General features: G+C 70.6%; 9 protein-coding genes. 8 read left to right on the forward strand and 1 reads right to left on the reverse strand.

Annotated elements, in window-relative coordinates; translation table 11 throughout:
• Nucleotides 1-62: 62 nt before the first annotated feature.
• The 7 genes from AC2XR2_RS32845 (at nt 63) to AC2XR2_RS32875 (ending at nt 11,556) form a co-directional block, all read left to right on the forward strand.
• Nucleotides 63-2,033, forward strand: coding sequence for a DUF4192 domain-containing protein (locus tag AC2XR2_RS32845; protein ID WP_491517007.1), 1,971 nt, complete (start codon nt 63-65; stop codon nt 2,031-2,033).
• Between the two features lie 644 nt (nt 2,034-2,677).
• Nucleotides 2,678-4,585, forward strand: coding sequence for a glycogen debranching N-terminal domain-containing protein (locus tag AC2XR2_RS32850; protein WP_491518545.1), 1,908 nt, complete (start codon nt 2,678-2,680; stop codon nt 4,583-4,585).
• 131 nt (nt 4,586-4,716) lie between these two features.
• A complete protein-coding gene (locus AC2XR2_RS32855; protein WP_491517008.1) occupies nt 4,717-5,475 on the forward strand; it encodes an NUDIX hydrolase in 759 nt (252 codons plus the stop codon).
• A 40-nt stretch (nt 5,476-5,515) separates the two neighbouring features.
• The gene (locus AC2XR2_RS32860) at nt 5,516-7,531 is read left to right on the forward strand and encodes an ABC transporter ATP-binding protein (RefSeq protein ID WP_491517009.1); all 2,016 of its coding nucleotides are present in this window, start codon (nt 5,516-5,518) and stop codon (nt 7,529-7,531) included.
• Between the two features lie 162 nt (nt 7,532-7,693).
• Complete coding sequence (locus AC2XR2_RS32865; RefSeq protein WP_381302261.1) at nt 7,694-8,581, forward strand: FadR/GntR family transcriptional regulator; 888 nt, start codon at nt 7,694-7,696, stop codon at nt 8,579-8,581.
• Between the two features lie 428 nt (nt 8,582-9,009).
• Nucleotides 9,010-10,551 (forward strand): RNA polymerase sigma factor, encoded by a 1,542-nt coding sequence (locus AC2XR2_RS32870; protein ID WP_381302262.1) that lies wholly within the window; start codon nt 9,010-9,012, stop codon nt 10,549-10,551.
• Between the two features lie 120 nt (nt 10,552-10,671).
• On the forward strand, nt 10,672-11,556 hold the full coding sequence (locus AC2XR2_RS32875; protein ID WP_491517010.1) for a serine protease: 885 nt from the start codon (nt 10,672-10,674) through the stop codon (nt 11,554-11,556).
• Nucleotides 11,557-11,659: 103 nt separating this feature from the next.
• Here AC2XR2_RS32875 and AC2XR2_RS32880 read toward each other — a convergent pair whose 3' ends face one another.
• Complete coding sequence (locus AC2XR2_RS32880; RefSeq protein ID WP_062022557.1) at nt 11,660-11,890, reverse strand: DUF7455 domain-containing protein; 231 nt, start codon at nt 11,888-11,890, stop codon at nt 11,660-11,662.
• Between the two features lie 442 nt (nt 11,891-12,332).
• On the opposite strand from AC2XR2_RS32880, the gene AC2XR2_RS32885 reads away from it, so the two are divergent.
• Nucleotides 12,333-14,456 carry a DNA gyrase/topoisomerase IV subunit B gene (locus tag AC2XR2_RS32885; RefSeq protein ID WP_356462920.1) on the forward strand — a complete coding sequence of 708 codons (2,124 nt, stop codon included), beginning with the start codon at nt 12,333-12,335 and terminating at the stop codon, nt 14,454-14,456.
• Nucleotides 14,457-14,972: the final 516 nt, after the last annotated feature.

The raw sequence follows: 14,972 nt of genomic DNA on the forward strand, positions 1-14,972 counted from the left end.
GCCCTGATCGGACTTATCCACAGGGTCAAGCGGAGCTTCGCAATCCGCGAGATCGTCTGCGCATGACGAATCACAGCGAAACGACCGGATCGGCCGCAAACGGTGAAAACAGCGAGCCGGGCAGCAGCGGACGAAGCGGCGGTGGGTGGGACCAGCATGGACAGGACGGCGGTGGGTGGGACGGCGATGGACGCGACGGCGGCGCCCGGGACAGTGGTCGACGCGACGGCGGCGCCCGGGACAGTGATCGACGTGACGGCGGCGGCCAGGACAGTGGTCGACGTGACGGCGGCGGCCGGCACACTGGCCGTTCGGAGATCGGTGAGCGCGTCGGATTCGACGCGCACGGCGCCGAGCACCAAGTCACCCTGCGGACGCCGGGCGAACTGGCGGACGCCCTGCCGTACCTCCTCGGATACCGGCCCGAGGACAGCATCGTGCTGGTCGCCCTGCACGACCAGGGCGGACGGGGCCGGTTCGGAGGGCGAGCGCGGCTCGGGATTCCCGCGAACAAGGATGACTGGGCGGCTGTGGCCCGGCAGTTGGCCCACGGGCTGATCACCGGCAGCGAGCGCAGGGGAGCCCGCCCTGAGCAGATGGTCGCCTACCTCTGCCAGGAACCGGGAGCCGGAGAGACCGGACGGCAGATCACGGAGCGGCTGGCACCGCTCGCCGCCCTGCTGCGCACGGAATGCGGCCGGCTCGACGTACCCGTGATCGAGGCGTTGTGCATCTCGGGCGGCCGTTTCTGGTCTTACTGCTGCCCGAGCGAGGAATGCTGCCCCGTGGAGGGACTCCCGATGGGACTGCCCGGCACCTCCGTGCTCGCCGCCGCGGCGACCTACGCCGGGCTGCAAGTGCGCGGCACTCTGCGCGAGCTGCGGGCGAGGTTGCAGCCCTGGGAGACCGCTGCCGCCCTGGAGCAGGAAGTGGCTCTGGACACCGCGGGCATGGCGCTGGTTCCCAAGATGCTCGACCTGACCAGCCGAGCGGACGTGGCGGAGGAGACGCTGCGCCTGGCACGGCGCACCATGACGCGCTTCGCCGAAGCTCCACCCGTGTCCGGAACCCTCCAGGCGGACCTGCGCGACGACGAACTGCTGAGCCACGACGAGGCAGCGGAACTCATCCTCGGCCTTCAGGACCGCACGACCCGGGACCGCGCGGCCGAGTGGATGGAGGCGGAGGAGGCCGGGCCGGCCCTGCGGCTGTGGCGTGCGCTCGCCCGCCGGTGTGTCGGTCCCTACGGAGAACACGCGGCGGCGCCGCTCACGCTGGCCGGGTGGGTCGCGTGGTCCGGTGGCGACGAGATCGAGGCCAGGGAGGCGCTGGCCATGGCCCTCGGTGCGGATCCCAGCTACCTCTTCGCCCGGCTTCTGCACCAGGCGTGCAACGAGGGCCTGGACCCGGAGTCGATCCGTCGTTGTCTGCGCGCGGAACGTCAGGGACGTGAGACGCAAGCCCGGTCGGCGGCCTGTCAGTCCGACGACCAGCAGACGGCGGAGGGCCTGCCACTGCCGAAGACGGCTGACTCCGACGGCAGTCGGCCGCTCGGTTCCGACCGGACTCTTCCGACGCATCTGTCTGGTGCCCGCAGCTCCCTGACGCCTCCGTCGGGCGCCCCTGGGACCCTTCCGCTCCCGTCGGACGTCTCCGAGAACCTTCCGGCCGCCTCCGGTAACCCCGAGCCCGTTCCGGCATCCCCACCCGCCGCGGCCTCCCGCCGACGCAAGCGGACACGTAACGGCACTCGCATCGATGCCCGACCGCACCTCGCGGAAGCGGAAGGGCGACCGTCCGGTGCCGAAGATTCACGCCCGCCCTCCCGCGCGGTCAGCGGTACGCGTCCCGGTGCAGTGCGCCGACGTGCCACGGGCAAGGGCGACGCGTGCCGATCCGAAGGCTCCCGGGCCGGAGAGGGTGCCACTAAGGGCACTCGGGCCGGAAGCGGACTCACCGAAGTCACTCGGCCCGCAGGCGGTGCCACCAAGCGCACTCCGCCCGGAGGCGGCGCCACCGAGGGGGAGGAATGAGTGATCGCTGGAAACGTGTCGGACAGGGGCTGTCCCGTCTGTGCCGTCGGGTGGCACTCCTCGGCCGCCGCCATTCGGTCGGCATGCCCGCCCACGGGCGTGACCCAGGACAGCCCCGCCCCGTTCACCTGAGTGGCGGAAAGCCCGACCGGGCCGAGCCGTCGCCTCGCCCTTGTCCGTCAGGAGCCCCGAACCGGGGGCCGCACCCGCCCGAGCCGCGCAGAGCGCAGAGGAAGCGACCCTTGCATCAGCCGACTCCGCCCTCCACCGACGACGCCCGATCCGCCCTCGATGCGCCGAGGACCGCATGGGTAGGAAGCGCCGGCCCGCCGCCGCGAGCCACGGACACCGGCACGCCCGAGCCGAGGTTCCCGGGCGGCACCCAGCGCACCTCGGTGACTGCCGAGCACCGGTCGCCTGATCGGTGGGGGAGCACGCCCTCGGCGTCATGGGATCGTGAGTCGCCTCCACCGGCAGGGTCCGCACGACGTCCCTCGACACCGACGGGGCAGAGTCGGACTCCGTCGTCGGCCGGGAGCCATGTCTCGCGTCCTCCGGCACCTGCCCCGTCCGGCCCGCCACCGTCGGGCGGCCCCTCCGCTCCCCGAGGATCCGCCGACCTGCCCCCCGCGCACTCGGCCATCATCTGCGTGGCGCTTCCGGGCCTCGCCATCTCCACCGATCAAGGGCAGTTGACCGGCCAGGGGCTGGAGGGCTTCTACCGTGCGGGCCGGCGGGTGCTCTCCCGGTGCCAGGTCCGGGTCGCCGGCCGTGAGCCACTCGCGGTCCAGGCACGGACGACCGCAGCGGATCGCGCACGCTTCGTTGCCACCGTCCGCGTCTCACCGGGCCCGGGCCCGGACCCCGATGTCGTCGTCGAACGCACACGCCACGCCGACGGGACGGAACGCATCACGCTGCACAGCGCGGCCCCCCGCCCACTGCGGCTGCCCGTGGAGGTGGCCCTCGGCACGGATCTGGCGGACCTGGGCGAGATCGCGTCGGGCCGCGCGGGACCCGAACTGCCCGCGAGCGTCCACGACTCCGGCCTGCGTTGGTCCAGTGCGGTCGGCGGGGCCTCGGTCACAGCCGACCCGCCACCCAGCGAAGCGCTGGCGTCGGCAGGCCTGCTGCGCTGGGAACTCCAACTGCCCCCGGGCGGCACGGCCGTTCTGGAGCTGCGTGCACGCCTCGACGGGGCAGGTCCCCTCCGGGCCGTGGGCCGTGCGTCGACCAGTCCCTTGGCTTCCGCGCGGGCGACCGGAGACCACCCCGCGCTCCAGCCTCTGCTGCACACGAGCATCGACGATCTCCAGTCCTTACTGCTGCGCGACCCGGCGCACCCCACCGACACCCACCTCGCGGCCGGAGCCCCCTGGCGCTGCGGACTGGCCCCGGCCGACGCGCTCGCCGCGGCCCGCATGGCCCTGCCGCTCGGCACCCGGCTCGCGGCTGGGACGCTCCGCACCCTCGCCCGCACCCAACACCGAGGGGAGACGACACAGTCCGGGATGATCCCCGGCCCGCGCCGGGACGCGGGACCGCACCTGCCGGCCGGCTGTACCGGCACCGAGGCCACCCTGCTCTTCCCCGCCCTGCTCGCGGAGGCCTTCCGGTGGGGACTCTCGCGGCAGGAGACGGAGGATCTGCTCCCGGCGGCCGAGCGCTGTCTGGGCTGGCTGCGAAAGACCGTGGGGGAGGGGACGTATCTCTGCGACCCGCAACCCGGTGGCCCGGCCCGCTGCGAGACACAGGCCCACGCCCATCGCGCGGCCGTCCTCGGTGCTGAGCTGCTCGACGCTTTCGACAGACCCGGTGGGGCCGCACTGCGGCAGTGGGCCCGTGATCTGAGAACGGCCTTCCGCGCGGACTTCTGGGTCGAGGACCGTGGTGGGGGCCGCCCGGCGGCGGCCCTTGCTCCGGACGGCCGCCTCGTGCCGCACCTCGGAGCCACAGCCGTCCATCTCCTGGACACAGGCCTGCTCGGCGGGGGCGAACAGGCACCCGGACTCCTCGACAGGGTGCAGACCGAGCAGCTCGCCCGGCTGCTCGGTGGCCCGGCCATGGATTCGGGCTGGGGCCTGGGCATGAAGGAGGCGGGACACAACCCGTTCGGCCATCGCACCGGAGCCGTACGCGTCCACGAAACGGCCGTCGCCGTCGCGGGGCTGGCCGCCGCCGGGTACGAGAAGGAGGCCGGCTCGCTCCTGCGGGGGCTGCTCGCGGCGGCCGAGGCCTTCGGGTACCGGCTCCCCGAGATGTTCGCCGGGGAACAGCGCGCAGAAGGGAGCGCGCCCCTTCCCCATCCGGCCGCCTGTCGTCCCGCCGCCACGGCAGCCGCCGCGGGAGTGCTGTTGCTGAGTGCCCTCGCGGGAATCCGTCCCGACGCCCCGGCGGGGACGGTCACCCTGCGCCCCGTGCGCAGTGCGCCTCTCGGGGAGATCGGACTGACCGGACTGAAGGTTGCGGGCGCACCGTTCGCGGTCCGGGTCAGCAGACTCGGGCTCGCCATGGTCGAGGAGGCTGCCGAAGGGCTGCAACTGAGGTCGTGACCTCGCCCGACATGGCATCCGGCAGTGACCACGAACAAGGGACGGGAGCTGTCCCGGGCTGCTGTGGATCAACCATCGATGCGACGGGCGAAGGGAGTGTTTATCGTCAGGCAGACGACTATGATCGCCGCATGCCCTACGACCCGTCAGCCTTCCCGCCCTTCGCCGTCACCGTGGACCTGGTCGTACTGACCGTGCGTCGCCACGCCCTGTGTGCGCTCGCGGTGCGCAGGGGCGAGCCGCCGTTCCAGGGACGCTGGGCACTGCCGGGCGGCTTCGTACGGGCCGACGAGGATCTGGCGCGGGCGGCAGCCCGCGAGCTGGCCGAGGAGACCGGACTGCGCGCCCATGACCCGGCCGTCCCCGTCCAGGACAACGGCGCACATCTGGAGCAGCTGGCAACCTACGGCGACCCCAAGCGTGATCCCCGGATGCGCGTGGTGAGCGTCGCCCACCTGGCTCTCGCCCCGGATCTGCCCGCTCCCCGGGCGGGCGGTGACGCCAGCAACGCACGCTGGGCCCCCGTCGAGGAGCTGTTGCAGCAGGGTGGGTACGGTCGCGACGGAGAAGCGGTCGCACCGCTCGCCTTCGACCACGCGCAGATTCTGTCGGACGGGGTGGAGCGCGCCCGCTCGAAGATCGAGTACTCGTCGCTTGCCACCGCCTTCTGCCCGCCCGAGTTCACCGTCGGTGAGCTGCGTCGTGTCTACGAGGCGGTGTGGGGGGTGGCGCTCGACCCACGCAACTTCCACCGCAAGGTCACCGGCACGCCGGGCTTCCTGGTCCCCACCGGAGGGACGACCACGCGGCAGGGCGGCCGTCCCGCTCAGCTCTTCCGGGCCGGCGGAGCCACTCTGCTCAACCCTCCGATGCTGCGCCCCGAAGTGTGAAGCCGTCGAAAACCGTACATAACGCGCTATCTTGCTACGGGTGATCCAGGCCTTCGGACTGACCAGCAACTCCCGCAAGGACCTCCCGCCCGCGGTCGACGACGTGTCCTTCGAAGCCCGTGCGGGCCGCGTCACCGCGCTTCTCGGAGCGACGGGCGCGGGCAAGACCTCAGCGCTCAGACTGATGCTCGAACTCCAACAGGGCCGCGGCATCACCTACTTCAGGGGACGTCCGCTGCACCGCATCGCGCATCCCTCGCGCGAGGTCGGCGTCCTCATGGGGGATGTACCGGGCCATCCCGCACGCACGGTCCGCGGCCACCTGCGGATGCTGTGCGCGGCGGCCGGCGTACCGGTCAGACGCGCCGACGAGGTGCTCGAAGTGGTGGGCCTGGTCAGCCTGCGCGATGAGCGCCTCGGCACGCTGTCACGTGGCATGGACCGCCGCCTGGGCCTGGCCTGTGCCCTGTTGGCGGACCCGCACACCCTTGTGCTGGACGAGCCTGCCGACGGGCTTTCCAGCCGTGAGGGCCGCTGGCTGCACGGCATGCTGCGTGCGCATGCGGCCCACGGCGGCACGGTCCTGTTCACCACGTCCGAGCCCAAGGAGGCCGCGCGCGTGGCGGATCGGGTCGTCACCCTGGAACAGGGCAGACTCGCCGCCGACCAGGAGGCCCAGGAGTTCGCCCGCACCCGGCTGCGCCCCCGTGTCGCCGTACGCAGTCCCCACGCCGCCCGCCTCGCCGCCCTGCTGACCAAGGAGGCCCGCGCGGCGCACCGATCCGTCGAGGTCGTCAGGGAGGGCGGCAACAGGCTTTCCGTGTACGGCAGTACGTGTGCCGACGTCGGCGAGGCCGCGTTCCGCCACGGCATTCTCGTACACCAACTCGCCGACGAGACGGGGGACATGGGGCCGGGGGCGGGTTTCCTTCCCGGGGAGGAGCAGGCCCGGAACTCGGGACATTTTCCAGAGGAGGCGGTTCAGGCCGGGCGGGCCGATGCCGCGGCGGCGGAATCCGGAGAGCTGCTCGGTGCCGGGGGAGACGCGAAGGCTGATGGAGAGTCGCACGGCGACGGACTGACGCTCGGAAACTCGGGAGCCCACGATGACCGAGCGGCGCAGGCCGCAAAGGGAGTGTCCGGCGACCAGGCGTCGCGGGACACTCACCAGGAGGCCCGCGGCGGTTCGGTGGAAGGCGGCGGACGCGATGCTTCGACCCCCGTGAAAGCTGTGAAATCCCCCGCCCCCCTACCCCCCCTCCCACCCCCCATCTCCGTCAGGTCCGCCCCAGGCCCCCTCCGCCCTCTCCGCTATGAACTCCGTCGCGCGACAGGGATCAGCACAGGGTTCCTCACCGCCGCGGCCGTACTCGTCACGTCCGCTCTCACCGCCGTACTCCTGGCGCGGGTCGGGCACACCCCGCAGGCCCGCCTGCTGGCGGCATGGCCCAGGGAACTGCCGCTGCCGCCGGCGGCGCTCGGAGCGGGACTGCTCGGCGCGCTCGCCTTCGGCGACGAGTTCCGCCACCCCGCCCTGGCCGCGGACCGCGGCACCGTCCCCCGCCGGCTGGGGCTGCTGACCGCGAAACTCGTCGTCGCCGCGGTCACCGCGCTGGCGTTGGCCCTGCTCGCGGTGGGCTGCGACGCCGAAGTGCTGTACCTCGTCTACGGACGAGGGCTCACGGAAGTTCCCGGCGACTGGTTGGCGTTGAGCGCGAGTTGGTTCGGACTCGTGATCGGGTGTGCCTGGGCGGGTGTCCTGGCCGCCGGCATCTTCCGGTCCACCACGGCCGGGCTCGCCGCGGTGGTCGCGGTGCCCGTCCTCGGCGTACCCCTCGTACAGAAAGCCCTGGAGGGGGCGTCCGTGCGAACGGCGGCCGGTCTGCCCGCGCGGCTGCGTGAGGTCTTCCTGTTCCAGTGGCCCTTCGGCGGAGAGCGCTATCTGGCCGGAGCGGTGCGCGTGATCGCTCAACCGGTGGGCGGTGCACTGACGTTGTCGCTGACCGCCCTGCTCTGCGCGTATCTGCTCACGAGCCTGCGCAGCAGGGTCCGATGACGACCGACCGTGCCCTTCCGGTCCTGACGTGCGCACAACTCCCCGGTGAAAGCGCATTTCTTTCCGATAAGGCGTCAATTGCGACGGGGTGAGCGATCACCCTTTCGTGTGCTTTTCACCAAAGACCTCAAGGGAGTTGGAGGCAACGCCGACAAAGGATCCGTGAGTACCCTTGCGCACACCATGATGACCGCCGCCCGCTCCACCGACTCCGGTCTGGCCGGCCCGGGCGAACTCGACCGCTACCCCTACGCCGAGAGCCCGGGCGCCGCCCGCGTCGGAGCCTCCGTGTGGGACGGCTCGGACCCGGAGCTGGGCCGCGTGGGCCGACGAGCCGCAGGCAGCCGCGGGCGCGGACTCCACGGCCAACTCGTCCAGCAGCTCGGACAGATGATCGTCTCCGGTGACCTGGGAGCCGACCGGCCGCTCGTCCCCGAGGAGATCGGGCAGCGCTTCGAGGTCTCCCGCACCGTCGTCCGCGAGTCGCTCCGCGTCCTGGAGGCCAAGGGCCTGGTCAGCGCCCGCCCGAACGTCGGCACGCGCGTGCGTCCCGTCAGCGACTGGAACCTCCTGGACCCGGACATCATCGAATGGCGGGCCTTCGGACCGCAGCGCGACGATCAGCGCCGCGAGCTGAGCGAGCTGCGCTGGACGATCGAGCCGCTCGCCGCGCGCCTGGCCGCCGGACACGGCCGTGACGACATCCAGCAGCGTCTCGGCGACATGGTCGAGATCATGGGGCACGCGATGAGCCAGGGCGACGCGCTCACCTTCTCCCGCGCCGACGCGGAGTTCCACTCCCTGCTCATCCAGGTCGCGGGCAACCGCATGCTGGAACACCTCTCCGGGATCGTCTCGGCCGCTCTCCAGGTCTCCGGAGGCCCGGTCACCGGCTGTGACCGACCGACCGAGTCGTCGCTGGCGCACCACGGCCGGATCGTCGACGCTCTCGCCACCGGCGACGGAACGGCGGCCGAAGCGGCCATGCGGCAGCTGCTCACCGTCCACCCCGAGGTGGAGCGCGTGGTACCCGCCCCGCGCGAGCACTGACCGCGCACAGCGGGCGGCGCGGCCGGGGATGTCTTCCCCTCCTTGCATCATCGTTCGGCCGTCGAGCCGCCTCCGTCGGACCCCGCAGGATCTCCAGGGACCCTGCGGGGTCCGACGGCGCGGAGGGGTGAGAGCATTTCCGGGCATCGCCGACCGGAGCCACCGGCTGACCGTGTCTGCCCGTGTCTGACCGTTTTTGGTTACTTACGGGGTGTGACTCGGGCCACGCAGATTGGGCGTAACGCTCGTGGAAACAGCGCGATGACCTAAGAGGTGACAGCCGCGGAGGGAATACGGACGCCGTTTCAGGCGCTGTGCATCTTCCCCGGCCCCCGCCCGCGCCGTCGGCCCTTCCCAGGTCGGTGGTCGGCTCCTGTCCGTCTTGGACGGGGCCGGAAGCCGTTTTCCAACGTTCCGAGAGGTTGTTCGTGTCGGCCAGCACATCCCGTACGCTCCCGCCGGAGATCGCCGAGTCCGTCTCTGTCATGGCTCTCATTGAGCGGGGAAAGGCTGAGGGGCAGATCGCCGGCGATGACGTGCGTCGGGCCTTCGAAGCTGACCAGATTCCGGCCACTCAGTGGAAGAACGTACTGCGCAGCCTCAACCAGATCCTCGAGGAAGAGGGTGTGACGCTGATGGTCAGTGCCGCGGAGCCCAAGCGCACCCGAAAGAGCGTCGCAGCGAAGAGTCCGGCCAAGCGCACCGCCACCAAGACGGTCGCGGCGAAGACGGTGACCACGAAGAAGGCCACCGCCACCGCCACCCCCGCGGCCCCCGCCGCCGAGCCCGTCGTCGAGGGCGAGGCCACCGCGAAGCCGGCCGCCAAGAAGGCTGCCGCCACCAAGAAGGCGGCCGCGAAGAAGACGGTTGCCACCAAGAAGACCGTGGCGGCCAAGAAGACCACCGCCAAGAAGGACGACGCCGAGGTCCTCGAGGAAGAGGTTCTCGAGGAGGCGGCCCCCAAGGCGGGCGACGAGCCCGAGGGCGCCGAGAGCGCCGGGTTCGTGCTCTCCGACGAGGACGAGGACGACGCGCCCGCGCAGCAGGTCGCGGCCGCCGGTGCCACCGCCGACCCCGTCAAGGACTACCTCAAGCAGATCGGCAAGGTCCCCCTGCTCAACGCCGAGCAGGAGGTCGAACTCGCCAAGCGCATCGAGGCCGGTCTGTTCGCCGAGGACAAGCTGGCCAACGCCGACAAGCTCGCCCCCAAGCTCAAGCGCGAGCTGGAGATCATCGCCGAGGACGGCCGCCGCGCCAAGAACCACCTCCTGGAGGCCAACCTCCGTCTGGTGGTCTCCCTGGCCAAGCGCTACACCGGCCGCGGCATGCTCTTCCTGGACCTCATCCAGGAGGGCAACCTCGGTCTGATCCGCGCGGTCGAGAAGTTCGACTACACCAAGGGCTACAAGTTCTCCACGTACGCCACCTGGTGGATCCGTCAGGCGATCACCCGCGCCATGGCCGACCAGGCCCGCACCATCCGTATCCCGGTGCACATGGTCGAGGTCATCAACAAGCTCGCGCGCGTGCAGCGCCAGATGCTCCAGGACCTGGGCCGCGAGCCCACCCCGGAGGAGCTGGCCAAGGAACTCGACATGACCCCGGAGAAGGTCATCGAGGTCCAGAAGTACGGCCGCGAGCCCATCTCGCTGCACACCCCGCTGGGCGAGGACGGCGACAGCGAGTTCGGTGACCTCATCGAGGACTCCGAGGCCGTCGTCCCGGCCGACGCGGTCAGCTTCACGCTTCTGCAGGAGCAGCTGCACTCCGTCCTCGACACCCTGTCCGAGCGCGAGGCGGGCGTCGTCTCGATGCGCTTCGGTCTCACCGACGGTCAGCCGAAGACCCTCGACGAGATCGGCAAGGTGTACGGCGTCACGCGTGAGCGCATCCGTCAGATCGAGTCGAAGACCATGTCGAAGCTGCGCCACCCGTCGCGTTCGCAGGTGCTGCGCGACTACCTCGACTAGGTCGTAGTCGTACGACATCACAGGCCCGGTCCCTCTTCAGGGGCCGGGCCTTCGTGCTGCGCGCACAGGCGCCCTGCGTGACTCTGGGTTTCCGATCGTTACCCGGAGTGAGGAGCATGCATGCGTCGTCCCATTGCCCGGGCGCTGACCCGGCCGCTGATTCTGGCGGCCGTGGCGGCGGCCATACCGCTGGCGTCGGCTGCCCCTGTGGCGGCCGACAGCATTGTCGTCGGGGGATTCCCGGTCGATGTGTCGACGGCGCCCTGGACGGTGGCGCTGTCCAGCCGTGACCGGTTCGGGGGTACGCGCGCCGGGCAGTTCTGCGGTGGTGTCGCCGTCGGCCCGACCACGGTGCTCACCGCGGCCCACTGCATGGGCGAGAACGTGCTGGGGGCGCCACCGGAGCGGGTGCGCGACTTCCGGGTCATCGCGGGCCGTACGGACCTGCTGTCGGACCAGGGTGCGGAGATCCCTGTACGAGAGGCCTGGGTGAATCCGGGATACGACCCGGACACCAATGCGGGGGACTTCGCCGTTCTCACGCTCGCCGAGCCGCTGCCGCAGAGTGCGGTGATCGGGATGGCGGCCACCGGAGATCCGGCATACGCGGCGGGGACCCGCGCGACGGTCTACGGCTGGGGCGACATCACAGGTGGTGGTGACTACGCGCGAAGTCTCCGGGCCGCGCGGGTGCACGTGATGTCGGACACGCGTTGCCAAGAGGCCTATCCGGGGACGGCCGAGGGCACCTACCGCGCCGACAGCATGCTGTGCGCCGGAGAGGAGCGGGGCGGCCGAGACTCCTGCCAGGGGGATAGCGGAGGGCCGCTGGTCGCCCAGGGGAAGCTGATCGGACTGGTGTCCTGGGGAAACGGCTGCGGGCGGCCGGGCTGGCCCGGCGTCTACACGCGGGTGTCCGACGTCATGCGGACCCTGGACCAGGACGGTCGCAGAGTGGCCGCGTCGGTGCCGCGGGACCGTGCAGGGGCGCCTGAGAGGCACTGAGCGGGCCCACGCGAGCCATGAGCAAGGGCGGCTGCCCCTGGGAGCAGGGGCGGCCGCCCTTATGCCGACCTGTGTCGGCGCCGGCTCGTCGTGGACGCGAGTGTCAGCGCTCTTCTTCGGAGGCGGTTGCGGGAACGGCCGTGAGCCGCTCCGTCTCGTCCTGTATCTCAGCGGCGATCTTCTTGAGTTCCGGCTCGAACTTGCGACCGTGGTGGGCGCAGAAGAGCAGTTCTCCGCCGCTGATCAGGACGACGCGTACGTACGCCTGGGCGCCGCAGCGGTCGCAGCGGTCTGCGGCCGTCAGCGGGCTCGCGGGGGTCAGAACAGTAGTCACGTCGCCTCTTCTCTAGCTCGACGAGCTGTCGTACCAGGGTCAACATCCAACCAGCCCCAAAACGTTCCCGCTCGGGGCTTCTCCCAGAGAGAAATTTTCCGGACGGCTGGCTGCTGCCGGTTTGGCGGCGAATGTGCCGTATTGCGTGTCTCTGTGTCTTACGGTTTCGCACTGGTCGGTCAAGGTCAGTCCCGCCGGCTGGGTTGCCGGTTGTTCATGAGGACGTGCCCGGAGCCTAAATGGTTCATGCCCCTGAGGGAACGTGATATGTACTTCACCCCATCGAGGGATCGAACAGGCATGCGACCCTGGATTAGTCTGTGTTCCGCACGAGGGTGGCGTTACAACGGCTCTACCAGGCCTCGGTACCCTCTTGGCGGCTACCGAAGCCGCGCCCTTACCCACAAGGGCCCCACCTGAAATTCAGCGAGGAGCGAACCGCGTGACCGCCGAGACGTCCGTGCCGTCCACAGCTCTGCTGGCAGGAGCAGACCGGGACGGGTCCAACTACACCGCGCGGCACCTGCTCGTCCTCGAGGGGCTCGAGGCCGTACGCAAGCGCCCGGGTATGTACATCGGCTCCACCGACAGCCGTGGTCTCATGCACTGCCTGTGGGAGATCATCGACAACTCCGTCGATGAGGCCCTGGGCGGGTACTGCGACCACATCGAGGTGATCCTCCACGACGACGCCTCCGTGGAGGTCCGGGACAACGGCCGGGGCATCCCGGTCGACGTGGAGCCCAAGACCGGCCTCTCCGGTGTCGAGGTCGTCATGACCAAGCTGCACGCCGGCGGCAAGTTCGGAGGCGGCTCGTACGCCGCCTCCGGCGGTCTGCACGGCGTGGGCGCCTCCGTGGTCAACGCCCTGTCCGCGCGACTGGACGTCGAGGTGGACCGCGGCGGCCACACGCACGCGATCAGCTTCCGGCGCGGCGTGCCGGGGGCCTTCGCGGCGACCGGACCCGACGCCAAGTTCGATGCCGCGAGCGGCCTGCGCAAGGCCAAGAAGATCCCCAAGACCCGCACCGGCACGCGCGTGCGGTACTGGGCCGACCGCCAGATCTTCCTCAAGGACGCCAAGCTCTCCCTGGAGAACCTCCACCAGCGCGCCCGCCAGACCGCGTTCCTGGTGCCGGGCCTGACCATCGTCGTCCGCGACGAGTTCGGTCTGGGCGAGGGCGGCAGCAAGGGTGAGGAGTCCTTCCGCTTCGACGGCGGCATCAGCGAGTTCTGCGAGTACCTGGCGACCGACAAGCCGGTCAACGACGTCCTCCGCTTCTCCGGCCAGGGCACCTTCAGGGAGACCGTCCCGGTCCTCGACGAGCACGGCCAGATGACCCCGACCCAGGTCACCCGTGAGCTCGACGTCGACGTCGCGATGCGCTGGGGCACGGGGTACGACACGACTCTGAAGTCGTTCGTGAACATCATCGCCACGCCCAAGGGCGGCACCCATGTCGCGGGCTTCGAGACGGCCGTCACCAGCACGATGAACGAGGTGCTCCGCGCCAAGAAGCTGCTGCGCGTCGCCGAGGACGACATCGTCAAGGACGACGCCCTCGAGGGCCTCACCGCGGTCGTCACCGTGCGCCTGGCCGAGCCCCAGTTCGAGGGCCAGACCAAGGAGGTCCTGGGTACCTCTGCGGCCCGCCGCATCGTGAACACCGTGATCTCCAGGGAGCTCAAGGCCTTCCTGACGTCCACGAAGCGGGACGCCGCAGCACAGGCCCGGGTCGTCATGGAGAAGGCGGTCGCCGCCGCGCGTACCCGCATCGCGGCCCGCCAGCACAAGGACGCGCAGCGCCGGAAGACGGCCCTGGAGTCCTCCACGCTGCCGGCCAAGCTCGCCGACTGCCGCAGCGACGACGTCGACCGCAGCGAGCTGTTCATCGTCGAGGGGGACTCCGCGCTCGGTACCGCGAAGCTCGCCCGGAACTCCGAGTTCCAGGCGCTGCTGCCGATCCGGGGCAAGATCCTCAACGTCCAGAAGTCGTCCGTCACCGACATGCTCAAGAACGTCGAGTGCGGTGCGATCATCCAGGTCATAGGGGCAGGCTCGGGCCGGACGTTCGACATCGACGCCGCCCGCTACGGCAAGATCATCATGATGACCGACGCCGACGTCGACGGTTCGCACATCCGCTGCCTGCTGCTGACGCTGTTCCAGCGGTACATGCGGCCCATGGTCGAGGCGGGCCGGGTGTTCGCGGCCGTGCCGCCGCTGCACCGGATCGAGCTCGTTCAGCCGAAGAAGGGCCAGGACAAGTACGTCTACACGTACTCGGACCGGGAGCTGCGCGAGAAGCTGCTGGAGTTCCAGAGCAAGGGTGTCCGGTACAAGGACTCCATCCAGCGGTACAAGGGTCTCGGCGAGATGGACGCGGACCAGCTGGCCGAGACGACGATGGATCCCCGGCACCGGACTCTGCGGCGGATCAACCTCGCCGACCTGGAGGCGGCCGAGCAGGTCTTCGATCTGCTCATGGGCAATGACGTCGCGCCGCGCAAGGAGTTCATCTCCGGGTCGGCGGCGACGCTGGACCGGTCGCGCATCGACGCGTAGTCGCTGCGCTGGGCTCGGGCGGGGTTGTGGCTGGCCCTGTCCGAGCCTTCGGCTGTGTTTGACGGCTGCCTGTGGTGCGGGTTCGGTCAGGTTGACGGGGTGTCCCGTGTCGGCGGTACAGGCAAGTCGGGCGGTCGCCGACATTGCGGGTTCGGCTCTCGTGATCGGGCCTGGGCGACTTATGGGCGGGGGCCCGCCGTAGGCGGTCGCGGTTCGATGCCGGCCGGTCGTGGGCGGTTGGCTTCGGGTGGCCGTGGGTGACCCGTGTGGTGCGGTGACGGTCGGCTCCGGTGCTGGGGGCCCCGCTGTTGGATTGCCTCGGTCGTCCACGCGAGGGCTTTGACTCTGGGCGGACCGACGGCGGGATCCGGCTCTCTCGTTCACGGCGCCCCGCGAATCCGGTCGCCGTCCGACCGGGCTTCTCCACCCGTGGGTGGAGGGCAGGCCCGTCCCGGAATCCACCCGTGATCCACCCTCGCTCCGATCTCCCAGCCTGCGGATTTCCGTAGCTTCGAA

This window comes from Streptomyces sp. LS-MS-L19 (genome assembly GCF_058382285.1).

Excerpts from the sequence above, each read along its gene's own strand:
- AC2XR2_RS32845 (WP_491517007.1), top strand. The coding sequence starts at position 63 with ATGACGAATCACAGCGAAACGACCGGATCGGCCGCAAACGGTGAAAAC.
- AC2XR2_RS32855 (WP_491517008.1), top strand. The coding sequence starts at position 4,717 with ATGCCCTACGACCCGTCAGCCTTCCCGCCCTTCGCCGTCACCGTGGAC.
- AC2XR2_RS32875 (WP_491517010.1), top strand. The coding sequence starts at position 10,672 with ATGCGTCGTCCCATTGCCCGGGCGCTGACCCGGCCGCTGATTCTGGCG.